The 22,513-nt window shown below is 70.0% G+C and carries 21 protein-coding genes and 1 pseudogene; 15 read left to right on the top strand and 7 right to left on the bottom strand.

Annotated elements, in window-relative coordinates:
* Positions 1 to 27 precede the first annotated feature (27 nt).
* The gene (locus QP939_RS02540; protein WP_285454873.1) at positions 28 to 1,224 is read left to right on the top strand and encodes a cysteine desulfurase family protein; all 1,197 of its coding nucleotides are present in this window, start codon (positions 28 to 30) and stop codon (positions 1,222 to 1,224) included.
* A 4-nt stretch (positions 1,225 to 1,228) separates the two neighbouring features.
* Complete coding sequence (gene mnmA, locus QP939_RS02535) at positions 1,229 to 2,320, top strand: tRNA 2-thiouridine(34) synthase MnmA (protein ID WP_285459621.1); 1,092 nt, start codon at positions 1,229 to 1,231, stop codon at positions 2,318 to 2,320.
* Here mnmA and QP939_RS02530 read toward each other — a convergent pair.
* The 5 genes from QP939_RS02530 to QP939_RS02510 all read right to left on the bottom strand — a co-directional run bounded on the left by QP939_RS02530 (position 2,254) and on the right by QP939_RS02510 (position 6,751).
* Entirely contained in the window at positions 2,254 to 3,600 is a 1,347-nt protein-coding gene (locus tag QP939_RS02530) for a DUF222 domain-containing protein (protein ID WP_285454872.1), read from the bottom strand. The genes mnmA and QP939_RS02530 overlap by 67 nt on opposite strands.
* 232 nt (positions 3,601 to 3,832) lie before the next feature.
* Positions 3,833 to 4,285 (bottom strand): GNAT family N-acetyltransferase, encoded by a 453-nt coding sequence (locus tag QP939_RS02525; protein ID WP_285454871.1) that lies wholly within the window; start codon positions 4,283 to 4,285, stop codon positions 3,833 to 3,835.
* 10 nt (positions 4,286 to 4,295) lie between these two features.
* Positions 4,296 to 4,697, bottom strand: coding sequence for a GNAT family N-acetyltransferase (locus QP939_RS02520; RefSeq protein ID WP_285454870.1), 402 nt, complete (start codon positions 4,695 to 4,697; stop codon positions 4,296 to 4,298).
* An 80-nt stretch (positions 4,698 to 4,777) separates the two neighbouring features.
* Positions 4,778 to 5,821, bottom strand: a complete 1,044-nt coding sequence (locus tag QP939_RS02515) for an MBL fold metallo-hydrolase (RefSeq protein WP_285454869.1) — start codon at positions 5,819 to 5,821, stop codon at positions 4,778 to 4,780.
* A 105-nt stretch (positions 5,822 to 5,926) separates the two neighbouring features.
* On the bottom strand, positions 5,927 to 6,751 hold the full coding sequence (locus tag QP939_RS02510) for an LURP-one-related family protein (protein WP_285454868.1): 825 nt from the start codon (positions 6,749 to 6,751) through the stop codon (positions 5,927 to 5,929).
* A gap of 134 nt (positions 6,752 to 6,885) precedes the next feature.
* Here QP939_RS02510 and QP939_RS02505 point away from each other — a divergent pair, with 134 nt between their 5' ends.
* The 4 genes from QP939_RS02505 (at position 6,886) to QP939_RS02490 (ending at position 11,374) form a co-directional block, all read left to right on the top strand.
* Positions 6,886 to 7,923 carry a methionine synthase gene (locus tag QP939_RS02505; protein WP_285454867.1) on the top strand — a complete coding sequence of 346 codons (1,038 nt, stop codon included), beginning with the start codon at positions 6,886 to 6,888 and terminating at the stop codon, positions 7,921 to 7,923.
* A gap of 67 nt (positions 7,924 to 7,990) precedes the next feature.
* A complete protein-coding gene (locus QP939_RS02500) occupies positions 7,991 to 8,695 on the top strand; it encodes a hypothetical protein (RefSeq protein WP_285454865.1) in 705 nt (234 codons plus the stop codon).
* A gap of 11 nt (positions 8,696 to 8,706) precedes the next feature.
* Entirely contained in the window at positions 8,707 to 10,887 is a 2,181-nt protein-coding gene (gene ligA, locus QP939_RS02495; RefSeq protein WP_285454864.1) for an NAD-dependent DNA ligase LigA, read from the top strand.
* Positions 10,880 to 11,374, top strand: a complete 495-nt coding sequence (locus QP939_RS02490) for a GNAT family N-acetyltransferase (protein WP_285454863.1) — start codon at positions 10,880 to 10,882, stop codon at positions 11,372 to 11,374. Before ligA ends, QP939_RS02490 begins: the two co-directional genes overlap by 8 nt.
* Before the next feature lie 65 nt (positions 11,375 to 11,439).
* Here the strand turns inward: QP939_RS02490 and QP939_RS02485 are convergent.
* Positions 11,440 to 12,093 (bottom strand): annotated as a pseudogene (locus QP939_RS02485) (ACT domain-containing protein).
* Between the two features lie 236 nt (positions 12,094 to 12,329).
* Here QP939_RS02485 and gatC point away from each other — a divergent pair.
* The 8 genes from gatC (at position 12,330) to QP939_RS02445 (ending at position 20,319) form a co-directional block, all read left to right on the top strand.
* On the top strand, positions 12,330 to 12,629 hold the full coding sequence (gene gatC, locus QP939_RS02480; RefSeq protein ID WP_285454862.1) for an Asp-tRNA(Asn)/Glu-tRNA(Gln) amidotransferase subunit GatC: 300 nt from the start codon (positions 12,330 to 12,332) through the stop codon (positions 12,627 to 12,629).
* Positions 12,626 to 14,143 (top strand): Asp-tRNA(Asn)/Glu-tRNA(Gln) amidotransferase subunit GatA, encoded by a 1,518-nt coding sequence (gatA, locus tag QP939_RS02475; protein ID WP_285454860.1) that lies wholly within the window; start codon positions 12,626 to 12,628, stop codon positions 14,141 to 14,143. Before gatC ends, gatA begins: the two co-directional genes overlap by 4 nt.
* Positions 14,140 to 15,645: an Asp-tRNA(Asn)/Glu-tRNA(Gln) amidotransferase subunit GatB gene (gene gatB, locus QP939_RS02470; RefSeq protein WP_285454859.1), complete on the top strand. Its 1,506-nt coding sequence runs from the start codon at positions 14,140 to 14,142 to the stop codon at positions 15,643 to 15,645. The genes gatA and gatB overlap by 4 nt, the downstream gene beginning before the upstream one ends.
* A gap of 8 nt (positions 15,646 to 15,653) precedes the next feature.
* Positions 15,654 to 16,190: a hypothetical protein gene (locus tag QP939_RS02465; protein WP_285454858.1), complete on the top strand. Its 537-nt coding sequence runs from the start codon at positions 15,654 to 15,656 to the stop codon at positions 16,188 to 16,190.
* Between the two features lie 263 nt (positions 16,191 to 16,453).
* The gene (locus tag QP939_RS02460) at positions 16,454 to 17,527 is read left to right on the top strand and encodes a Gfo/Idh/MocA family protein (RefSeq protein ID WP_285454857.1); all 1,074 of its coding nucleotides are present in this window, start codon (positions 16,454 to 16,456) and stop codon (positions 17,525 to 17,527) included.
* Entirely contained in the window at positions 17,524 to 18,441 is a 918-nt protein-coding gene (locus tag QP939_RS02455) for a DUF6807 domain-containing protein (protein ID WP_285454855.1), read from the top strand. Before QP939_RS02460 ends, QP939_RS02455 begins: the two co-directional genes overlap by 4 nt.
* 10 nt (positions 18,442 to 18,451) lie before the next feature.
* Complete coding sequence (locus tag QP939_RS02450; RefSeq protein WP_285454854.1) at positions 18,452 to 19,180, top strand: cupin; 729 nt, start codon at positions 18,452 to 18,454, stop codon at positions 19,178 to 19,180.
* Positions 19,177 to 20,319: a Gfo/Idh/MocA family protein gene (locus tag QP939_RS02445; protein ID WP_285454853.1), complete on the top strand. Its 1,143-nt coding sequence runs from the start codon at positions 19,177 to 19,179 to the stop codon at positions 20,317 to 20,319. The genes QP939_RS02450 and QP939_RS02445 overlap by 4 nt, the downstream gene beginning before the upstream one ends.
* On the opposite strand, the gene QP939_RS02440 is transcribed toward QP939_RS02445, so the two are convergent.
* A complete protein-coding gene (locus tag QP939_RS02440; RefSeq protein WP_285454852.1) occupies positions 20,316 to 21,524 on the bottom strand; it encodes a PQQ-dependent sugar dehydrogenase in 1,209 nt (402 codons plus the stop codon). The two genes, QP939_RS02445 and QP939_RS02440, sit on opposite strands and share 4 nt — an antisense overlap.
* Before the next feature lie 65 nt (positions 21,525 to 21,589).
* Here QP939_RS02440 and QP939_RS02435 point away from each other — a divergent pair, with 65 nt between their 5' ends.
* The gene (locus QP939_RS02435; RefSeq protein WP_285454851.1) at positions 21,590 to 22,498 is read left to right on the top strand and encodes a 2-hydroxyacid dehydrogenase; all 909 of its coding nucleotides are present in this window, start codon (positions 21,590 to 21,592) and stop codon (positions 22,496 to 22,498) included.
* Positions 22,499 to 22,513 lie beyond the last annotated feature (15 nt).

Raw genomic sequence — 22,513 nt, 5'->3', positions numbered from 1 at the left:
GGTGGAGCGGACTACCCTGAGAAGGCGATGACCTATCTCGACCACGCGGCAACCACTCCGATGTTGCCCGAAGCCATAGCGGCGATGACCGAGGCGCTGTCCACCGTGGGCAACGCCTCCGCGCTGCACTCTTCGGGCCGCCGCGCCCGGCGGATGGTCGAGGAAGCGCGCGAAACGATCGCCGACGCCTTGGGCGCCCGGCCGTCCGAGGTGATCTTCACCGGCGGCGGCACGGAGAGCGACAACCTCGCGGTCAAGGGCATCTACTGGGCCCGGCGTGATGAGCAGGAGCAGCGTCGCCGCATCCTGTGCGGTGCGGCCGAGCACCACGCCGTGCTCGACACGGTCGAATGGCTCGAGGCCCACGGCGGCGCCGAGATCGTCCTGCTCGACGTGGACAGCCAGGGCCGCGTTTCGCCCGACGTCCTCCGTGCGGCCATCGCCGAGAACCCCGACACGGTGGCCCTCGCGACGGTGATGTGGGCCAACAACGAGGTCGGCACGGTCAACCCGATCGCCGAGCTGACCGCGGTCTGCGCCGAGTTCGACGTGCCGTTCCACACGGACGCGGTTCAGGCGGTCGGCGCCGTACCGGTCGACTTCGCGGCCAGCGGCGCCGCAGCGCTCACCCTTACCGGGCACAAGCTCGGCGGCCCGTTCGGCGTCGGAGCCCTGTTGCTGGGCCGCGACGTGCCTTGCGCGCCCCTGCTGCACGGCGGCGGACAGGAACGCAGCATCCGCTCGGGCACCCTCGACGTGCCGGCGATCGTCAGTTTCGCAACGGCCGTGCGGTCTGCCGTCGCGACGCGCACCGAATACGCGAAGCGCGTCGAGGAACTGCGCGACGGTCTCATCGAAGCCATCCGACGCGAAGTGCCGGACGCGGTCCTCAACGGCGGCGACGGCGAGCGGCTGCCCAGCCACGCCCACTTCACGTTCCCCGGGTGCGCCGGCGACAGCCTGCTGATGCTCCTCGACGCCAAAGGCATCGAGTGCTCGACGGGCTCCGCCTGCACGGCGGGGGTGGCCCAGCCGAGCCACGTGCTGCTGGCCATGGGTGCCGACCCGGCCGCGGCCCGGGGCTCCCTCCGGTTCTCCCTCGGACACACATCCACCGCCGAAGACGTCGAGGCATTGGCTGCCGAGATCGGCGGTGTCGTCACGCGCGCCCGTCAGGCCGGCCTGGCTGGGATGCGCAAGCAGACCCAGAAGCAAGAGGTGTAAGGCAATGCGGGTTTTGGCCGCGATGAGCGGAGGAGTGGACTCGGCGGTCGCCGCGGCACGCGCGGTCGACGCCGGACACGACGTCGTCGGCGTGCACCTGGCGCTGTCGGCCAAACCGGGCACCCTGCGGACCGGCTCGCGCGGGTGTTGCACCATCGAAGACTCGCATGACGCCAGGCGGGCCGCCGACATCCTGGGAATCCCTTTCTACATCTGGGATTTCGCGGAGCGCTTCACCGAAGAGGTCGTCGAGACCTTCGTCGGCGAGTACGCGGCCGGCCGCACTCCGAATCCCTGTGTCACCTGCAACGAGAAGATCAAGTTCGAAGCCCTGCTCGAAAAGGCGATGGCGCTAGGGTTCGACGCGGTCGCGACGGGTCACTACGCGCGCCTCTCCGTCGTGGACGGCGTGCCTGAGCTGCGCCGTAGCGCGGACAGTGGCAAGGACCAGTCCTACGTACTTGCTTCCCTTACCGCGGAACAGCTCAGCCACGCGATGTTTCCGCTGGGTGACTCGTGGAAGACCGAGGTGCGGGCGGAGGCGGAGCGTCGAGGCCTGTCCGTGGCCAACAAGCCGGACAGCCACGACATCTGCTTCATCCCGGACGGGGACACCAAGAAGTTCCTCGAGAACCGGCTGGGGCAGCGGCCCGGCGAGCTCGTCGACGCGGAAACCGGTGCGGTCCTTGGTCGCCACACCGGGGTGCATGGCTTCACTGTCGGGCAGCGGAAGGGCCTCGGGATCGACGCCCCGGCGCCGGACGGCCGTCCTCGGTACGTTCTGTCCCTCGAGCCGGTGTCCGGTTCCGTCAAGGTCGGTTCCGCATCCGGGCTCGGCGTAAAGGTGATCGAGGCCGATCGCGCGATCTGGCCCAGCGGTCGCCCGTTGACCGAGCCGACCGAGTGCGTGGTCCAGGTCCGGGCCCACGGCGGAATCGTCGACGCGGTCGCCGACGTGGACTCCGACGCCATGACCGTCCACCTTCGTGAACCGCTTCGGGGAGTCGCGCCTGGCCAGGTCGTCGTTCTCTACCGTCCGGACGCCGAGGGCGGCGACATCGTCCTGGGCAGCGCGAAGATCGCGGGTACGCGCTGACCTTCCGTCATGTCCGAGGCCTGATGCGGAGACGGTTCGTTCGCTTGTGGCAAAGGCGCATCGACGGTGGTGTCGTCGAGTGCACCCGGCCGGCCGGTGTCGTGACGTTCACCGTGCCGTCGGACTTGGCCGTGTAGTCCCAGCCAGGCTGGCCTTTTAGCTTGCGGTGACGCGAGCAGAACGTGACCGGCTGATCCGCGGAGCTTGGCCTCGCCTTGTGCCCGGGTCGCCTCGACCTTGCACCTCAACGCGGGACGAGTGCACCCGGGCTGTCGGCATTCCTGGTCCCTGACCCGGATGAACTCGTCGTGTGCCGGGTCGAGGGGGTAACGCGAAGGGGACAGCTCGATCGCCTGACCGGTCCGCGGATCGGTGAGAACTCGCCGCAGTGTCGTGTCGGACCCGCTGATGATGCGGCGGGCCACCGAAGCCGTGACGGGTCCGCGGCCGACCAATAGCGTCGGGAAGTCGTTCAGTCCGAGGTACGTGTCGAGGTCGATGTGCAGGAACACCTCAGTGCGCTCGCTCGGGCCGCCCGTGCCGCTGAGCAGCAGGTCCATCGCGACGTCCGCTCGGAGCTGGTCCAGAGTGCGCGGCTCGTTCAGGGTCTTCAACGTCCGAGCCGCCTGGTCGATTCGGGTGTAAGCCGCAGTCGCCTTCTCCGTCGGGATGTTGGTGATCGACAAGCGAGTCACGCTGGTGTCGTGGTGGTGCAGAGCCAGACGTCGTTCGGCGAGCCGTTCCTCGGCGCGAAGCGCGGCTCCCTCCGGATCGACCTGCGCGGCCGCATACCTCGCCGCTCGACGGACCTGGGCCGCGTTCCGTCCCGGCACGCGGTCTTCGAGTGTCGTGTCGACGATTCGCGCATGGTCGCCGGAGAGCCATGCCGTCGCGTCCGTGACTTTCATGGCACGGTAGAGGTCGAGCTTGCCGTCGCCCATGAGTTTGAGCATCCGAGGAAGCCGGTCGGTCAGCGCCTTGGCCGCGGAAACTATTGCGCTGGCACGGTGTTCGGTGACAGACAGCGCCAGTGCGACCTCCGATGCGGTGTCGGGCGCCCGTCTCCGGCGCACGCTCAGATCCGCGATCGCTCTTAGCTGAACAGCCTGCAGCTTCGAAATCTCCGCTTCGGCCTCGCGGATGAGGGTGACTATCTGTTCGTCTTTCATGCGCCGCAACGCATCCGGGTCGCTGCGGGCACCTGTGAGTGTCCGCCCGCCCTTGGTGTTCCGGGCGGCGGTCGCCGGAGTGAGCTTGCGGAGTGCTTGTGAGGATGCCATGAGCGCGACCGTACGTGCCTCGGCCAAGGAAAGTCACCGAGATTCAGAAGATTGGGTGACGAAGCGTCGCGAACGGTCCTTTCGCTACGCTCGCGACTTGACTCCCGGCGATTGTTTGGGAATCGTACGCGGGTGCGTGTACGCGCGCCACAGATCCGGGGAGGGATCCTTGAAACGTCATACGTCCTATATGGATAGACGACGATGCGTGAGGTGTCGAGTTGGTCAGCAGTCAGAGCTTGAGCTTGAAACCCGTGTGGCTCGGCACGAATCCGAGGCGCTCGTAGAACCGGTGCACTCCAGTCCTGGAGGTGTCCGACGTGAGCTGGACGAGCGCGCATCCGCGTCGCCGCGACTCTTCGATCGCCCAACGTATGAGTTCGGCGCCGAGCCCGGAACCTCTGTGGTCGGCGTGGATCCGCACTGCCTCGATTTGACCGCGGAGTGCGCCGCGCCTGGCGAGACCGGGAATGATCGTCAGCTGCAACGTGCCGACAGGTTCGTCCTCGGACACGACGACCACCAGGAGCTGATGCGGGTCCGCGTCGATCTCGTCGAAGGCGAGCAGGTATGGCTCGAGGTCGGCGGGATCGTCTCGCGTGGCGCCGAGCTGGTCGTCGGCGAGCATGCGCACGATCGGGCCGATGTCTTCGCGTCGGGCTCTGCGGATGGAGTAGTCAGGCACGGGGCCAGTATCACAGGGCGCGAGTGAATCCCTGGTAGCTGTGCTCGAAACCGAAGCGTGCGTAGAAGTCGCGGAGATCGGCGCGAGCGAGGCCGGAATCCAGGTGGAGACGGGTGCAGCCGCGTCGGCGGGCTTCGTCGATGCCCCAGGTCAGGAGTGCGCTCGTGACACCGCGCCGGGCGGCGCGGATGCCTTCGAGGAGCCCGCGGGTGGCGCCGTCCCAGGCAAGTCCTCGCAGCACGGTCAGCTGGGCGGTACCGGCGACACCGTTGTCGTCTTCGGCGACAACGAGCGTGACGTGCGGGGTGGTCATGAGTTCGCGCAGGGCGGCTGCCAGTGGTTCGCCGGGTGCGCCGAACAAGCGCACGAGCGCCTCGATGTCCGTTGCCCTGGCACGCCTGATGACATCCATTTCACCCAGTATGCAGGACTGCGGGTGGTGGTCATAGCCGCCACGAGGCGACTACTCGCGGTGTCTGATCGGAGGCGACGTCACGGCATCGTGTAGTGGCGCACCCCGTCGACGACCTGGATGGTCAATTTCCCCTGCGACGCCAACAGGTCGAGGTGTGCCGCTGTCTCGAGTACGGCGAGCATCTGGTTGAAGGAGTCCATTTCGGACAGTTTGCGGTTGCGTCGCGTCCAGCCGACGCGATTCGCCGCCTCGTATGCGGTGCTCGCGCCGGCCGCGATTTGCGAGCCCATTGTCTCGAGGCGTTGCCGGTGGTGGTCCAGCAGCTCGTCGACTCGTGTGTGCACGCTTTCCGACACGGGACCGTGTGCGGGAAGCATGCGGCGATCCGGCATCGCGCGTACCAGGCGGAGCGAGTCGATGAAGTCGTTGAGCGGCAGCTCGGCCGGGACGGGCTGGAAGCCGATCGAGGGCGTGATGTGCGGCAGCACGTGGTCGCCGGAGAACAGGAGGCCCGCTGTGTCGTCCACGAAGACGACATGGCCCGCTGTGTGCCCGGGAGTGGCGACGACGTCGAACTCGCGACCCGGCAGGATCGGACGCGGTCCCGGCGTCAGCCATTCGTCGGGCGCTTCCCAGAGGTCGGCTTCGGTGTGTCGCCGGTCCGTGCCGAACTCGCGGGCCAGTGCCTCGACGACTTCACGGGCGCCGGCTTGGTACAAGAGGTCGACCTGGGCCTCCATGGGAAGCCGGTCAGGGTTGTTGGACGCCTTGAGCGACGGCTCTTCGTCCTGGCCGAGCGCGATCCTCGAGCCGAACTCGCGGCGGAGGACCACGGCCTGCGAATAGTGATCCCGGTGTACGTGGGTCACGAGAAACTCGCCGACGTCGGCGAGCTCGGCGCCGATCCCGGAAAGCGCGTTCGCGAGCTGTTCCCTGGCCACGGTCAACGCCCAGCCCGAGTCGACCAGGACCAGCTTCTCGCCATCGGTGACCGCGTAGACGTTTACCGCGCGGAGCGCGTCGTTGGGCAGCGGCAACGGGATCCGGTAGACGCCGGCCGAAACCTCGTAGATTCCGGGCTCGGTCCAGTTCCTGTCGCTGCTTTCCGGCAACGGTTCCACGGTGACCTCCGTCCCGGCGAGACTGCGGTGTCCCGGCCTTCATTCACCCTGAGCCGTGCCGGGCCCGCTGTCCACCTGGAGGAGATGAGACACCGGTCACTCGATTCAGTCGGTGTCCTGCTTCAAGGCCGTGTCGATCGTGAGGGCCGCGGCGACCACCATGCTGGCCAGCGGATCCGGCAAGGGGCGCGGGATCTCGACGACGTAGTTGTCGGCTGTGGTGAAGGCGGCTTTGAGGAACCCGCCCCACGTCTTGGTCACCCGCGCGACCTCGGCGCCGGTGTGGTCTCGGATCGAGAAGTTCCAGGCCCGCCAGTTCTCGGCGAAGATCCCGCCGACCGAACGGCCGTCGACGACGAAACCGAACCGGATCTTGCCGAAGACGTTCTCCTGGACGATCTCGCCGATCGGTGTCTCGTCCGCCCTCGTCACGAGGAAGCGCGACTTGAACACCTTGGCCGGCCGCGTCACCTTGAGCACCGTGCTGTGGTTCGCGTCGCGGACCTCGAACTTGTGGGTCAGGAACTGGTCGTAGTTGGTCAGCAGCCGGATCGCCTTCTTCAGCGCGCTCTGGCCGACCTGGACGACGCCGCCGAGCCGGTTGCCGTGCTGGTCGAAGACGCCGAACTCGTTGGCCATCTCGATCAGCTTGGCGCGCTGGTTGACCACCAGGACGGGCTCGGTGAACAGCGTCCCGCCTCCGCCGTGCGCGCCGCCGCGGCCGCGGGTCGCGCGGCCGACCTGGGCCTGGATCCGCGCCGGATCGTGGCCGCGCTCGATGTCCAGCTCGATCGGGGCCGAGTCGCTCGGTGGCGGCACCTGCTGGGCCGGTCGGGTGTTGGCGGTCCAGGCGTGGCCGTCCCACCAGCGGTGCAGGCGCGGGTCCCGCGCGTCGGGGTACCAGCCCGGTTGCGGCGGCGAGCTCGTCATGGCCGGTCAGCCTATCCGCGCGGACCCGCTCGTGGTGCCGTTGCAAGGAAATGCGGCGAATGTCGGCATTCCACCACTCCACTGGGGTGGCCCGCCCGGCGTCGTCGGCGGGTGGTCGACCAGAATCGGTGGTCGTGAACGAGCGACTTTGGCCCAGCGGTGCCGCGACGGCGATCGGTTCGATGCCGGGCACGGACCCCGCGGAGGCCGCGGCGGTCGTGTTCGGCGAGCTGCCCGACTTCCCGCACCTGCCCGAGCTGCCGGCTCGTGGCGTCGGGGCGGACATGCTCGGCCGGACCGCCGCGGTACTGGTGGACCTGGCCGTCGACGTCGTGCCGAGCGGCTACCGGGTCGCGGCCCGGCCCGGGCACGACCACCGCCGGGCCGTCGACCTCCTCCGCTGGGACCTCGACGCCGTGCAGGAAGCGCGCGAGAAGGCGGGTGCCACGCCGCCGGTCTTCAAGATCCAGCTGGCCGGGCCGTGGACGCTCGGCGCCGGCATCGAGCTGCCCCGCGGCCACCGCGTGCTCACCGACCGCGGTGCGCTGCGCGACTTCACGTCGTCGCTGCTGGACGGCCTCGCCGGGCACGTCGCCGAAGTGCGGGCCCGGACCGGGGCGCCGGTGGTCGTCCAGTTCGACGAGCCGTCGCTGCCCGCGGTCTTGGCCGGCGGGCTGTCGACGCCGTCGGGATACGGGAGCGTCCCGGCCGTGCCGGAACCCGAGGCCCGTGACCTACTCACCACGGTGATCGAGGGCGCGCGGGCGATCACGGAACAACCGGTGATCCTGCACTGCTGCGCCGCCAAACCGCCGCTCGGTCTCCTGCGCAAGGCCGGCGCGGACGCCCTCGCCTTCGACCTCAACGCGCTCGACGGCGCGTCCGCCGAGTTCCTCGACGAGATCGGCGAGGTCTGGGACGGCGGCGCGACGCTGTTCCTCGGCGCGGTCCCGTCGACGGCACCCGCGTCCCCGCCCAGCCTGAAGGACGTCGGCGAACCGGCGTTCCGGCTGGCCGACCGGCTCGGCTTCAACCGCGCCATCCTCGCCGAACGCGCCGTGCCGACCCCCGCGTGCGGACTCGCCGGTGCGACGCCGGACTGGATGCGCCGCGCCCTCTCGCTGTCGCGCGACCTCGGCAAGGCCTTCGTGGAGCCGCCCGAGGGCTGGTGACCGAATCCGGCGACGTCGACCGCGCCCGGCAAGTAGCGTGTCGGGAAAGCCGACCAAACGAGGATCCATGCGCCTGTTCCGCCGCAAGAACACCGACACCGACCCGCCCGACCCGCGCACCGCGTGGCCCGAGCAGCACGTGCCGGACGACCCGGCGGCGGCCGCGGAGGCGTTCTGGGTCGGCTGGTTCGACCTGCTGCCGATGGTCAGCGCGGCACTCGGCGAGGGTGAGCCGCACCGGGTCGAGCACGAGCTCTGCCAGCTCGTCGAGGCGCTGCACCCGCGTTTGCACTTTTCGCTCGAACGGGGACGGCAGTCGATCTACGCCCTGGTCGTCACCGGGCAGGAGGACCCGGAGGTGCGGCCGTTCACGGACGCGTGGCGCGCCACCGCGCCGCCCGACGACGCGATCTGGGAGTACCACGACTCGGTTCCGCCGGTGCCCGATCCGACCGAGGTCACGGTGAACCTCGGCGAGCACCGGATCTCGCTGGCCGACATCCGCGTTGTCGCGCAAGTCGACGAAACCGAGCACGTCGTCGACGTCGCCGTCTTCCACCCCGGCTTCGGTGAGCTCGACGACGCCACCCGGCAGACCATGACGTTCCTGCCGCTCGACGCGACATTGGGTGAACGGCTCGCCGCCGAACGACTACGGCGCGTGGAGACCGCGGCGGTCGAACCGGCCGAGGCGATCACCCTTCTGGAGTTCCGTGAACTGGTCCGCGGACTGGACGCCGGCGGGCACGAAAATGTCGGTGCCCCCGACTAGGGTTACCACCCGTGAGCAGCACCGAACTCCCCCAGGACCAGGTCGCGGCGGTCGCCGCACCGGTGGCCGCCGAGGACGTCACCGACGTCCCGGCCGACGTGCGCGAGCGGCACGGCGCGCTCGCCGAGGAACTGCGCGACCACCAGTTCCGCTACTACGTCCTGGACTCGCCGATCATCTCCGACGGGCAGTTCGACGAGCTGCTCGGCGAACTGCAGCGGATCGAAGACGAACACCCGGCGCTGGTCACGCCGGAGTCGCCGACCCAGCGTGTGGGCGGCACGTTCTCGACCGAGTTCACCGCGTACGACCACCTCGAGCGCATGCTCAGCCTCGACAACGTCTTCGACACCGACGAGTTCCTGGCCTGGTTCGAGCGTGTCGAAAAAGAGGTCGGGCGCACCGAGTTCCTCGCCGAGCTGAAGATCGACGGCCTGGCGATCAACCTGCTGTACGAAAACGGACAGCTCACGCGCGCTCTCACTCGGGGTGACGGCCGGACCGGCGAGGACGTCACGCTGAACGTCCGCACGCTCGACCAGGTACCCGAGAAGCTCACCGGCACCGACCGGTTCCCGGTGCCCGCGCTGGTCGAGGTGCGTGGCGAGGTCTACTTCCGCGTCGAGGACTTCCTCGAGCTGAACGCGAAGATGGTCGAAGCGGGCAAGCCGCCGTACGCGAACCCGCGCAACACCGCGGCTGGTTCGCTGCGGCAGAAGGACCCGAAGATCACCCGCGAACGACGGCTGCGGCTGATCTGCCACGGGCTCGGCAAGCGCGAGGGCTTCGAGCCGCAGCGCCAATCGGAGGCCTACGAGGCGCTGGCCGCGTGGGGCCTCCCGGTGTCTCCGCACAGCAAGGTCCTGACGTCGGCCGAGGAGCTAACCGCGCACATCGCGTACTGGGGTGAGCACCGGCACGATGCCGAGCACGAGATCGACGGCGTGGTCATCAAAGTCGACGAGGTCGCGTTGCAGCGGCGGCTGGGCACGACGTCACGCGCGCCGCGGTGGGCGATCGCGTACAAGTACCCGCCGGAAGAGGCCATCACCACCCTGCTCGACATCCAGGTCGGTGTCGGCCGCACCGGACGGGTGACGCCGTTCGCGGTCACCGAGCCGGTCAAGGTCGCGGGGTCGACCGTGGCCAGGGCAACGCTCCACAACCAGGAGGAGGTCAAGCGCAAGGGTGTGCTGATCGGCGACCGGATCGTCATCCGGAAGGCCGGTGACGTCATCCCCGAGGTCCTCGGGCCGGTGGTCGACGCGCGCACGGGCGACGAGCGCGAGTTCGTCATGCCCACCCACTGCCCGGAATGCGGCACCTTGCTCGCCTACGAGAAGGAAGGCGACAAGGACATCCGCTGCCCGAACACGCGGTTCTGCCCGGCGCAGCTGCGGGAGCGGCTCTTCCACCTGGCGGGGCGCGGCGCCTTCGACATCGAGGTCCTCGGGTACGAGGCGGCGGTGGCGCTGCTCGACGCGCGCGTGGTCGCCGACGAAGGCGATGTCTTCGATTTGACCGAAGACAGCCTCGCCGAGGTCGAGCTGTTCCGGACCAAGGCGGGCGAGTTGTCGGCGAACGCGCGAAAGCTGCTCGCCAACCTGGACGCCGCGAAGGACCGGCCGTTGTGGAAGGTGCTGGTCGCGCTGTCGATCCGGCACGTGGGGCCGACCGCCGCCCAGGCGCTGGCGCGCGAGTTCGGGTCGATCGAGCGGATTGAGCAGGCGACCGAAGAGGAGCTGGCGGACGTCGACGGCGTCGGCCCGACCATCGCGCGCGCGACGCGGGAGTGGTTCGAGGTCGGCTGGCACCGGGAGATCGTCGAAAAATGGCGACGTGCCGGCGTGCGGATGGAAGAGGAACGCGATGAGTCGATCCCGCGCAACCTCGAAGGCTTGTCGATCGTGGTGACGGGCTCGCTCGACGGGTTCTCCCGCGACGAGGCCAAGGAGGTCATCATGGCTCGCGGCGGCAAGGCCGCCGGGTCGGTGTCGAAGAAGACCGCGTTCGTCGTCGTCGGTGACTCGCCTGGTTCGAAATACGACAAGGCGGTGCAGCTGAAGGTGCCGGTGCTGGACGAAGCCGGTTTCCGCGTCCTGCTGGAGCGGGGCCCTGATGCGGCGCGGGAGGTGGCGCTGCCCGCCGGCGACGAGACCGCCGAAGAAGAGACTGGGGGTTCGGATGGTTGATGTCGAGATCCGGCCGCCGCGGCCGGAGGAGTACGCCGCGGCGGGCGAGGTCACGGTGCTGGCTTATGACGTCGATGGTCACCTGGCCGGTGACGTCGGGTATGACGCGCAATTACGCGACATCGCGCGGCGGGCCGAGGAGGCCGAGGTGCTTGTCGCCGTGGACGACACGGGTGAGGTGCTCGGCACGGTGACCGTCGTGCTGCCCGGGTCGCCCTACGCCGAAATCTCGCGTCCCGGCGAGCTGGAGTTCCGGATGCTCGCGGTGGCGCCGTCGGCTCGAGGGCGCGGCATCGGCGAAGCGCTGACGCGGGCCGTCCTCGATCGGGCGCGGGCCTTGGGCATCGGCAAGGTCGTGCTGAGCAGCCTCGACGGGATGCGCAGCGCCCATCGGCTCTACGAGCGTCTCGGGTTCGCGCGTCTGGCCGAGCGGGACTGGCGGCCGTTCCCGCACATCAGCCTGATCGCCTACCAAATCGACGTCTGACCTGGCGTTCGTCGAAAAAGGGACACGCCCCACGCGGGCGTGTCCCTTTTCCCGACACGAGGCTTCTAGCCGTCGAGCACGACCGCGACGATGCCCGCGAGGTGCGCGAGCCGGGCGACCTCGGCGGCGCGGAAGTTCGGCCCGCCCGGGCGGGCGACGAGCAGTGCCTTGCCCGGCTTGCCGAGCGGCGTGGCCGCCAGTTCGGTGCCGAGTCCTTCCACGTCTCCGGGATCCAGGCTTCTTCGCTGTCGAGGACCGTCGCGCGCTCGAGCGGCAGCCAGGGCAGGTCCGTGATCGGCGTCTCGGGCGCCGCGCTGGAGGAAGCCAGCCGGACGGCGCCGGTTTCGGCGTGTTCGACGATCATCGCCCAGCCGGCGCGCACGATGCGGGGGACGCCCTCGGCCAGGATGTCGAGGCCCGACTTCGGCTGCGCGGCGATTTCTTCGACGAGTTCGAAGCTCACGGTGCGTGTCCAGGACGCCCGCGTACGGCCGGACCGCGTCCACTTCGACGCCTTCGACGCTCTCCGCCGCCGTGATCAGCGCGTCGGGCAGGCGGCCCGACGGCAGCTCGACCACCAGGTCGTCGACGGCGACGCCGCCACCGCGTTCGACGACGTCCACGCTGAGGATGTCGGCGCCTACCGTGCCGAGCGCCGTGGCGACCGCGCCGAGGGTCCCCGGGCTGTCCGGAAGGAGGACCCGGATCAGGAACGACACCACGCGCCCCTCTCACCTCTGGCGTCCCAGCCTTGCCGTGGGACGCTCGATGCCGGTCGCCGATTGTGACAGACCCACCCGGCTCGCGGGACCTGCTGTCCGCCGGGCGGGATGCGAGCGTCGCCGGACGGCACCCGGCCTGCGCCGGGCGTAACCCAGTCGAGTCCGCCCGCGCCGTCACCATAGACTTGCAGCTTCCGAGACAACCCGCACAGCACAACCCGGGAGTCACCCGCGTGCCCAACATTTCCCGAGACGAGGTCGCGCACCTCGCGAAGCTGGCCAGGCTGGCCGTGACCGACGACGAAATCGACGTCTTCGCCGGCCAGCTCGACCAGATCCTGGACTCGGTGGCCAAGGTGAGCGAGGTCGCCGCCGACGACGTGCCGCCCACCTCGCACGCCGTGCCGCTGACGAACGTCTTCCGGCAGGACGTCGTCCGTCCCGGGCTCACGCAGCAGCAGGCGCTGGCCGGGGCGCCGGCCGCCGAAGACGGGCGTTTCCGGGTGCCGCGGATCCTGGGGGAAGAGCAGTGACCGAGCTCATCAAGCTGACCGCCGCGGAGCTGGCGGAGAAGATCCACTCGCGCGAGGTGTCCGCGGTCGAGGTCACCCAGGCCCACCTGGACCGGATCGCCGAGGTCGACGACCACATCCACGCGTTCCTGCACGTCGACACCGAGGGCGCGCTGGCCGCGGCCAAGAAGGTCGACGAGGGCATCGCCGACGGCAAGGCGCCCGCGTCGCCGCTGGCCGGCGTGCCGCTCGCGCTCAAGGACGTCCTGACCACCGAGGGTGTGCCGACGACCTGCGGTTCGAAGACGCTCGAAGGCTGGATCCCGCCGTACGACGCGACGGTGACGCGCAAGCTGCGCGAGGCCGGTGTCGTGATTCTCGGCAAAACGAACATGGACGAGTTCGCCATGGGCTCGTCGACCGAGAACTCGGCGTACGGCCCGACGCACAACCCGTGGGACCACGCCCGCATCCCGGGCGGGTCGGGTGGTGGCTCTTCGGCGTCGATCGCGGCGTTCGAAGCGGCCATCGCCATCGGCACCGACACCGGCGGGTCGATCCGGCAGCCGGGTGCCGTCACCGGCACCGTCGGCGTGAAGCCGACCTACGGCGGGGTGTCGCGCTACGGGCTTGTCGCTTTTTCGTCCTCGCTCGACCAGGCCGGGCCGTGCGCCCGGACGGTGCTCGACGCCGCCCTGCTCCACGAGGTCATCGCCGGGCACGACCCGCTGGACTCGACGTCCATCGACGCGCCGGTGCCGCCGGTGGTCGCCGCCGCCCGCCAGGGCATGACCGGTGACCTCAAGGGCGTCAAGGTCGGCGTCGTGAAGGAGTTCGCCGGGGAGGGCTACCAGGCCGGGGTCGAGCGGTCGTTCCAGGCCGCGGTCGAGCAGCTGCGCGCGCTGGGCGCCGAGGTCGTCGAGGTCTCGTGTCCGAATTTCGTCTACGCGCTGCCCGCGTACTACCTGATCGCGCCGAGCGAGTGCTCGTCGAACCTCGCCCGGTTCGACGCCATGCGCTACGGCCTGCGCGTCGCCGACGACGGCACGCACAGCGCCGAAGAGGTCATGTCGCTCACGCGTGAGAAGGGCTTCGGCGCCGAGGTCAAGCGGCGCATCATGCTGGGCACCTACGCGTTGTCGTCCGGCTACTACGACGCCTACTACGGCTCGGCGCAGAAGGTGCGCACGCTGATCACGCGTGACTTCGACGCCGCGTTCGAGAAGGTCGATGTCCTCGTTTCGCCCACGACGCCGACCACGGCGTTCAAGATCGGCGAGCGCGTCGACGACCCGATGGCGATGTACCTCGCCGACCTGTGCACGATCCCGTCGAACCTGGCCGGCAACGCCGCGATGAGCGTGCCGAGCGGGCTGTCCGACGAGGACGGCCTGCCGGTCGGGCTGCAGATCATGGCCCCGGCGCTCGCCGACGACCGGCTCTACCGGGTCGGCGCCGCCTACGAGGCCGCTCGCGACGCCGCTGCCGGCGGGGCGCTCATCCACAAGGTCCCGGAGCTGGGAGGAACGAAGTGACTGCCGTGGCCGAGTTGATGGACTACGCCGACGTCATCGAGCGCTTCAACCCGGTGCTCGGGCTCGAAGTGCACGTCGAGCTGAACACGAAGACGAAGATGTTCTGCGGCTGCCCGAACGAGTTCGGCGGCGAGCCGAACACGAAGGTCTGCCCGACGTGCCTCGGCCTGCCCGGCGCGCTGCCGGTCGTCAACGGCAAGGCCGTCGAGGGCGCGATCCGGATCGGCCTGGCGCTGAACTGCGAGATCGCCGAGTGGTGCCGGTTCGCCCGGAAGAACTACTTCTACCCGGACATGCCGAAGAACTTCCAGACGTCGCAGTACGACGAGCCGATCGCCTTCAACGGCTACCTCGACGTCACGCTCGACGACGGCGAGGTCGTGCGCGTGGAGATCGAGCGCGCGCACATGGAGGAGGACACGGGCAAGTCGCTGCACGTCGGTGGCGCCACCGGCCGGATCCACGGCGCCGAGCACTCGCTGCTCGACTATAACCGCGCCGGCGTGCCGTTGATCGAAATCGTGACCAAGCCGATCGAGGGCACCGGCGAGCGGGCTCCCGAGGTCGCGCGCGCCTACGTGACGGCGTTGCGGGACCTGCTTCGCGCGCTCGACGTGTCCGACGTCCGCATGGACCAGGGCTCGCTTCGCTGCGACGCGAACGTTTCGCTGATGGCGAAGGACGCGACCGAATTCGGGACACGCACCGAGACGAAGAACGTCAACTCGCTGCGCAGCGTCGAGCGCGCGGTGCGCTACGAGATGACGCGCCAGGCGGCGATCCTCGCCGAGGGCGGTTCGATCAAGCAGGAGACGCGGCACTTCCAGGAGGCCGACGGCACCACGTCGTCGGGCCGGACGAAGGAGACCGCCGAGGACTACCGGTACTTCCCGGAGCCCGACCTGGTCCCGATCGCGCCCTCGCGCGAGTGGGTCGACGAACTGCGCGGCACGCTGCCGGAGCTGCCGTCCGAGCGACGGAAGCGGATCCAGACGGAGTGGTCGCTTTCCGACGAAGCCCTGCGTGACCTGCTGAACGTCGGCGCCGTGGACCTCGTCGCGGCGACGGTCGAGGCCGGCGCGTCGCCGGACGAGGCCCGTGGCTGGTGGGTCAACACCCTGGCCCAGGAGGCGAACGCCCGCGAGGTCGAGCTGGCCGACCTGCCGATCACGCCGAAGCAGGTGGCCGAGGTCATCGGGCTGGTGTCGTCCGGCGAGCTGACGAACAAGCTGGCCAAGGAGGTCGTCCAGGGCGTCCTCGCCGGCGAGGGCGAGCCGCGTGACGTCGTCGATAAGCGCGGGCTGAAGGTCGTCTCGGACGACTCGGCCCTGCTCGCGGCGATCGACGAGGCCCTGGCGGCGCAACCGGACGTCGCGGACAAGATCCGCGGCGGCAAGGTCGCCGCGGCGGGCGCGATCGTCGGTGCGGTCATGAAGGCGACCAAGGGGCAGGCCGATGCCAAGCGGGTCCGCGAGCTGATCATCGAGCGCGTGGGTTCCTGACCGTTTTCATGACACAGCCGTTCTCCGTCAAGAGCGTCACCTGGCGCGAGTGGCTCGGCCTGGTGGCCGGGCTGCTCGCGCTGGGTTCGACGTTCCTGCCGTGGACGATCCTGCGCGCCAGCAAACCGGACATCGAAAACATCTTGTCGCAGCTGCCGCACAGCGACGTCGTCCGCGACGCTTGGCACTCGAGCTTCTTCGCCTGGTGCCCGCCGCTGCCGTTGTTGCTGGCCGGGCTCGTCGTGGTCGTTTTCGGGAGAATCCGCACCGCGCGGGTCAGCGGCCTGCCGCACCTGTGGCTGGTGGTCGCCGCGGCGTCGCTGCTGCTGATGGTGCTCGGCTGGTTCACCCTCGACTGGGAGTTCGACGCCGACCAGCGCGGCATCTTCGAGGCCGCCGGGATCGGCATCCTTCCCGGCTTCGGGCGGTTCCTCGGGCTCTTCGCCGCGCTCCTCTCGGGCGTGGCTGCCTTTCTGGACATCCGGGCCGCGCGTGCAGAGAGCAAGCAGCCGCGGAAACGTCAGCTGCGCAGCAAGAACCGCTGACTGCCTGCCGGGCGGGTGACGCCTGGCCTGACAACGTTGACAGCGACTGCGGGCGTTGCGCGAGAAAGCGCTTTCTGAGACGGTCGGAAGCGCGTGACGATTGCACGGACGAGGCGCGAGAGCGGTCGGTCGAACTCGTGGCGGCAGAGATGTTGCTGACGTGGGAAGGGATCGCGGCGAGACGGAGGACCTGGAGAACCGCAGGGCGCCGCACCGGGGGCGATGGGCGAGAAGGAGGTCGGGTGTCGGCTCTTCGAGCACGCTTGCGGGTTGCCGTCGTCGGGGCTGGGGCCATTGCCGACAGCCATCGGGCCGCCTACCTGGCTCACCGCGACGATGTCGATCTCGTGGCCGTCGCCGACGTCGATGAAGCTCGGGCTGTCGCTTTTTGTGCACACACCGACCACGCCAAGCCCTACCTCGATCTCGGCACTCTGCTCGCCGAGCAGGAACCCGATCTCGTCTCGATCTGCACGCCGCCGGGGCTGCACGTCGAGCAGACCAAAGCCGTGCTCGCGGCCGGGGCCTGGGTTTGGTGCGAAAAACCGCCATGCCGGTCTCTGGCCGAGTACGACGAGATCGCCGCCGCCGAACGCGACGGTGGTCCCTATGTCTCTTTCGTCTACCAACAGCGGTCCGGCTCGTCCGCCGCGCACTTTCGGGGCCTACTCGCCGCTGGTGAGCTCGGGCGCCCGCTCGTCGCGCACTGCCAGACGACCTGGTACCGCGATGCCGCCTACTACTCCGTCCCGTGGCGCGGGCGGTGGGACACCGAGGGCGGCGGCCCCGCCCTGGGGCACGGCATCCACCAGATGGACCTGCTGCTCCACCTGCTCGGCGAATGGGACGAAGTGCGCGCGATGACCGCGCGGCTCGTGCACAACGTCGAAACCGAGGACGTCTCCACCGCGCTCGTCCGGTTCGAGTCCGGGGCGCTGGCGACCGTCGTTAACAGTGTCCTCTCGCCGGACGAAGTGAGCCGGATCCGGATCGACTGCGAACGGGTCACCGTCGAGCTCACGCACCTCTACGGCTACGTTGCCGAAAATTGGACATACACCCCCGCGTCGCCCCTGACCAGCGATGATGCTCGCTGGCGGGCGACAGCTGAGGACGTCGGCAGCTCGCACGCCGCCGCGTTGACGCCCGTCCTCGCCGCCTGGCGGGCGGGGGCGCGGCCTCCTTGCAGCGGGGCTGATGGGCGGCGTGTTCTCGAGTTTGTCGCTTCTTTGTACAAGGCCGCCGCCACCGGGCTCGGGGTTCGCCGCGGGGAGATCGGGCCTGGCGATGTCTTCTACCGGTCCATGGCCGGCACCCCTGCGGGAGCAGTGCGGTGAGCGCGCCCATCACCGTTACCCATCGGCATGGTGACCACGTCGCCGTCGAGGCCGGTGGGGTCCAGCTGATGTCCTATGTCTACAAACCCGACCCCGTCGCCTACGAATCGCGCAAGCCCTACACCCACCCGCTGCGCACCCTCCGCGGCCGGCGCGTCAGCGGCTACCGGCCCTCCGACCACCGCTGGCACAAGGGCCTGCAGATGACGTCGAGCCACCTGTCCGGCCAGAACTTCTGGGGCGGGCACACCTACGTCCCCGGCCACTGGTACCAGGACCTGCCCGACCGCATCGGTTCCATGCGGCACGAGCGGTTCGAAAACTTCGCCGTCGACCAGGGCCGGCTCGCCTTCTCCGAAAATCTGACATGGGTCGCCAACGGCGGTGACGCGTGGGCGCGGGAGCGACGCGACATCGTCGTTCACTCGGTCGAGCCCGACGAAGGGGCCTGGGCCATCGACTGGGCGATCGAGCTGACGAACGTCCGCGACGTCCCGCTCGTGTTCGGCAGCCCGACCACGGCCGGGCGGGAGAACGCCGGGTACACCGGGCTGCACTGGCGCGGCCCGCGTGACTTCGGTGGCGGCCGCGTCTTCGGGCCCGGTGACCTCGGCGGTGACGCCATGATGGGCGCGCGGGCGCCGTGGCTGGCCTTTGTCGGCGAACACGACGACGTCGACGCGCACTCGACGCTCGTCTTCGCCCATGCCCCCGAAAACGACACGGCCATCCACGAGTCGCACTGGTTTGTCCGATCGAACGACACGCCCATAGTCGCCTTCTCGTGGGCCTTCTTCGAGGAGTTCGCCCTGCCGCCGGGGGAGACGTTCCGCTACCGGTACCGGGTCGTCGTCGCCGATGGGGCCTGGGACCGCGGCCGGGTGTCGCGCTATCTCGCCACCCACGGATTCTGAGAGGCACGGCATGGACGATTTCGCGCTTCCGGGCGGCATCGGCGTCTCGCACCTGCGGGCCTACGACTGGGCGGCCGAAGACGGCGTCCGCGGGGGCAGCCCGCACCTGCATCTCGCCTGCACCGAGGCCTATGTCGTCACCGGCGGACACGGCGCCGTCCAGACGTTGAGCGTCGGCGGCTACGTCGAGACGCCGCTCGAAGCCGGGGTCATCGCGTGGTTCGCGCCCGGGACCGTCCACCGGATGGTGCAGGGCGGCAGCCTGCGCGTCACCGTCCTCATGCAGAACAGCGGGCTGCCCGAGGCCGGGGACGCCGTGTTCACTTTTCCGACAGACGTCCTCGCCGACGCGAGCGCGTATGCCGAGGCCGCCGCGTTGCCGAAAAACGAGCACGCCGCCCGGCGACGTCGTGACCTGGCGATTCGTGGCTATCTCCCGCTGCGGGAGGCCCTGCGGGACGGCGATCCGGAACCGCTGAGGGCGTTCCACCGCGCGGCCGTCGCGCTCGTTTCGCCGAAAATCGGAGACTGGGTGCCGCGCTGGGAGGCCGGTGCCCTGAAGGCCGCCGAGCTGACTGGCGTGCACCTCAAAGCCCTCGCCGTCGGGGACGGGCGCCACCTCGAGCACGCCGGGGTGCGCGTCGCGACTCCGTCCAATCCCGACGGCTTCGGCATGTGCGGCCGTCGCGCGGAATACGACATAGCAGGACGAGTCGACGACCAGGAAGGTCACCGATGAACCAGACCAGTCTCGGAGTGCTGCTCAACGGGGTCACCGGCCGGATGGGGTACCGGCAGCACCTGCTCCGGTCGGTGCTGGCCATCCGCGAACAGGGCGGCGTCGAGCTGCCCGACGGCCGTCGCGTGCAGCTCGAACCCGTCCTCGCCGGGCGCAACGCCGCGAAGCTCAAGGACCTCGCCGACCGGCACGGGCTGACCGCCTGGACCACCGACGTCGACTCGGCGCTGGCCGACGTCCAGATCTACTTCGACGCGCAGCTGACGTCGGCGCGGGAACCGGCCGTGCGGGCGGCGCTCGCCGCGGGCAAGCACGTCTACGCCGAGAAACCCCTCGCCGAGACGCTGCCGTCGGCGCTCGAGCTCGCCGGGCTCGCGCGCGACGCCGGGATCTGCCACGGCGTCGTGCACGACAAGCTGTTCCTGCCCGGCCTCCGGAAACTCCAGCGGCTGGTCGAAGGTGGGTTCTTCGGACGAATCCTCTCGGTGCGCGGCGAGTTCGGTTACTGGGTCTTCGAGGGCGACTGGCAGGAGGCGCAGCGCCCGAGCTGGAACTACCGCGCCGAGGACGGCGGCGGCATCGTCCTCGACATGTTCTGCCACTGGAACTACGTCCTCGAGAACCTCTTCGGCCGCGTGTCGGCGGTGACGGCGAAGGCCGTGACGCACATCCCGCGCCGGTGGGACGAAAAGGGAGACGCCTACGCGGCGACCGCGGACGACGCCGCGTACGGCATCTTCGAGCTGGAATCGGGGATCGTCGCGCAGATCAACTCGTCCTGGTCCACGCGCGTTTTCCGCGACGAACTGGTCGAGTTCCAGGTCGACGGCACCGAAGGCAGCGCCGTCGCCGGGTTGCGCCGCTGCCGCGTCCAGCACCGCTCGGCGACGCCGAAGCCCGTGTGGAACCCGGACCTGCCCGCGACCGAGCCCTTCCGGGACCAGTGGCAGGAGGTGCCGGACAACGCCGAGTTCGACAACGGATTCAAGGCGCAGTGGGAGGAGTTCGTCCGGGACGTGGTCGCCGGACGGCCACACCGCTACGACTTCTTCTCGGCCGCCCGTGGGCTGCAGCTGGCCGAGGCCGGGTTGACGTCGTCGGCGGAAGGGCGCCGCGTCGAACTCAAGCCGCTGTCCTAATCCTTGCCGTTGCCGCCGCCGGACGTGGACGGCGTGATCAGCACGACGCGGTCGTCGCTCGACACCGGGGAGCCGCCGTCCTTGTTGACCGTGCCGGCGACCGCGAGCTGCGGGTTGATCATGCTCATCCCGGCGAGCCGCCCGTAGGTCACCGGCGGCTTGCCGGTCTTGCCGTCGAGGCTGACCGTCGGCTTGCCGCTGACCGCGCCCTCCGCCGTCACCGGCAGGCTCTGCAGATTTCCGGCCAGGGATGTCCCGACCGTCACCGAACCGTTCGCGTCGATGAAGTCGGCGCACCCGGCGACACCCGGTTTGTCCGGCCACGTCCACGCCGGCGTCGTCAGCGGCTGCCCGGCCTGCACGCGGTAGAGGGCGTCCTTGTCGGCGAGGCGGTCGGTGACCCAGACGCGGCCGCCGTCGGCGGACGCGCACAGCCCGCCCGGCGCGTGCAGCCCGGCGGCCACCGCCAGGGAGCCGTTCGGGTTGCCCGCCGCGGCTTTGCCGGACGTGTCGATCCGCAGGACCTTCCCGGCGAGGGAGTTCGGGTCGGCGGCGGCGTTCGGGTTCCCGCCGTCGCCGGTCGCGACGAGCAGGGCGCCGCGGTTGTCGACGCTGATCGTGCCGCGGTTGCCGGTCGCGCCCTTCGGGATGCCCGTGAGCACCGGCTTCGCGGCTTGTCCCTTCGCGAAGCGCACGACGCGGTTGTCCGTCGCCGTGGTCACATAAGCGAACACGAGCTGGTCCTCGACGTACGACGGTGAGACCGCGAGGCCCGTGAGCCCGCCGTCGCCGGCCGCTTGGACGTCGAGCTTCGCGAACTCCGTCGCGTCCTTGCCCGCTGTCGCGAGCAGCACGCGGCCGCTCTTGCGCTCGCCCGCCAGCGCGCTCGGCGCGGAACCGTCGCCCGGCAGGCCGGCCACCGCGGCGACCGTGTCCAGGCAGGTCGCGATCACCGACGAGTCGAAGTCCTTGCAGCCCTGCGGCGGCGGCACGGGCGTGGCCGACTGGCCGGGCCGCGCCTGCTTGCCGTCGCCGCCGGAGTCCGCGCCGGGGCCCTGGACCTCGGGCGGCGACTCGGGGCTGGGCACGGGCGCGGGGCTGAACGTCTGGCCCGCGGCCGTGTCGTCGAACCGGGCACACCCGGCGGGCAGCAGGACGCCGCAGGCCAGGATCGCCAGCAGGGCCGACCGGTACCGAGTGCGCATGATCCCCCAGCCTAGGACCCGGTGCGTGAACCATGGGTGAGTACTCCTGGATTACGTTGGAGATCATGACGCTGACCGTGCTGGTGCCCGACGACGAGGGCATGTCCGTGCTCGCCGAGGTTCCGCGGGTCCTGCCCGTGCGCTACCAGTGGGGCGAGCCGGTCCCGCCGGAGGCCGCGAAGGCCGAGGTGCTCATCCCCGGCAAGCACCCGCCGGGCGAGCAGTTGTGGCGCACGCTGCCGAACCTGAAGCTGATCCAGCTGCTGTCCGCGGGTGCCGAGGACTGGGTCGGCAAGGTGCCCGACGGCGTCCTGCTCTCGACGTGCCGGGGCGCGCACGGCGGGAGCACCGCGGAATGGGTCGTCGCCGCGCTGCTGTCGATCTACCGGAAACTGGACACGTTCGCCGAAGGGCAGCGAGAGGGCCGTTGGGAGCGGCAGAGCACTGACACGCTGCAGGGGAAGCGCGTGCTCATCGTCGGGGCGGGCGACCTCGGGCAGCACCTGCGGCGACGGCTGGAGCCGTTCGACGCGCGGTGCACGATGGTCGGGATGACCGCGCGCGAGGGCGTGCACGGCGTGCGCGAGCTGCCCACGCTGCTCGGCCTGCACGACGTCGTCGTGCTGATGGTGCCGCTGACGTCGCGCACGCGCGGGATGGTCGACGCTGAGTTCCTCGCGGAGATGCGCGACGGCGCGGTGCTGGTGAACGTCGCGCGCGGCGCCGTCGTGGTCACCGATGCCCTTGTCGCCGAATTGACCACGGGCAGGCTGCGGGCCGCGCTGGACGTCACCGACCCCGAGCCACTGCCCGCCGGGCACCCGCTGTGGACGGTGCCGGGGCTGCTGCTGACCCCGCACGTCGGCGGGGCTGTGCGCGGGGTGCGGGGCCGGTCGTACGCCGTGGCCGCGGCGGAAATCGCGCGGTACGCCGGGGGCGAGCTGCCGGACAACCTGGTCCACGGCGAGTACTGAGCTCGCCAGGCCGTC

Source organism: Amycolatopsis nalaikhensis (assembly GCF_030264295.1).
In the GTDB taxonomy this organism is placed as follows: Bacteria; Actinomycetota; Actinomycetes; order Mycobacteriales; family Pseudonocardiaceae; genus Amycolatopsis; species Amycolatopsis nalaikhensis.
The sequence above is the reverse complement of the archived record's forward strand: the minus strand, read 5'-3'. Positions and strand labels throughout refer to the sequence as shown.

What these genes read in the sequence shown, in the direction of transcription:
- QP939_RS02540 (WP_285454873.1), top strand. Translation starts at nt 28, where the DNA reads ATGACCTATCTCGACCACGCGGCAACCACTCCGATGTTGCCCGAAGCC.
- mnmA (WP_285459621.1), top strand. Translation starts at nt 1,229, where the DNA reads ATGCGGGTTTTGGCCGCGATGAGCGGAGGAGTGGACTCGGCGGTCGCC.
- QP939_RS02530 (WP_285454872.1), bottom strand. Translation starts at nt 3,600, where the DNA reads ATGGCATCCTCACAAGCACTCCGCAAGCTCACTCCGGCGACCGCCGCC.
- QP939_RS02520 (WP_285454870.1), bottom strand. Translation starts at nt 4,697, where the DNA reads ATGGATGTCATCAGGCGTGCCAGGGCAACGGACATCGAGGCGCTCGTG.
- QP939_RS02510 (WP_285454868.1), bottom strand. Translation starts at nt 6,751, where the DNA reads ATGACGAGCTCGCCGCCGCAACCGGGCTGGTACCCCGACGCGCGGGAC.
- QP939_RS02500 (WP_285454865.1), top strand. Translation starts at nt 7,991, where the DNA reads ATGCGCCTGTTCCGCCGCAAGAACACCGACACCGACCCGCCCGACCCG.
- QP939_RS02490 (WP_285454863.1), top strand. Translation starts at nt 10,880, where the DNA reads ATGGTTGATGTCGAGATCCGGCCGCCGCGGCCGGAGGAGTACGCCGCG.
- QP939_RS02465 (WP_285454858.1), top strand. Translation starts at nt 15,654, where the DNA reads ATGACACAGCCGTTCTCCGTCAAGAGCGTCACCTGGCGCGAGTGGCTC.
- QP939_RS02450 (WP_285454854.1), top strand. Translation starts at nt 18,452, where the DNA reads ATGGACGATTTCGCGCTTCCGGGCGGCATCGGCGTCTCGCACCTGCGG.
- QP939_RS02445 (WP_285454853.1), top strand. Translation starts at nt 19,177, where the DNA reads ATGAACCAGACCAGTCTCGGAGTGCTGCTCAACGGGGTCACCGGCCGG.
- QP939_RS02440 (WP_285454852.1), bottom strand. Translation starts at nt 21,524, where the DNA reads ATGCGCACTCGGTACCGGTCGGCCCTGCTGGCGATCCTGGCCTGCGGC.
- QP939_RS02435 (WP_285454851.1), top strand. Translation starts at nt 21,590, where the DNA reads ATGACGCTGACCGTGCTGGTGCCCGACGACGAGGGCATGTCCGTGCTC.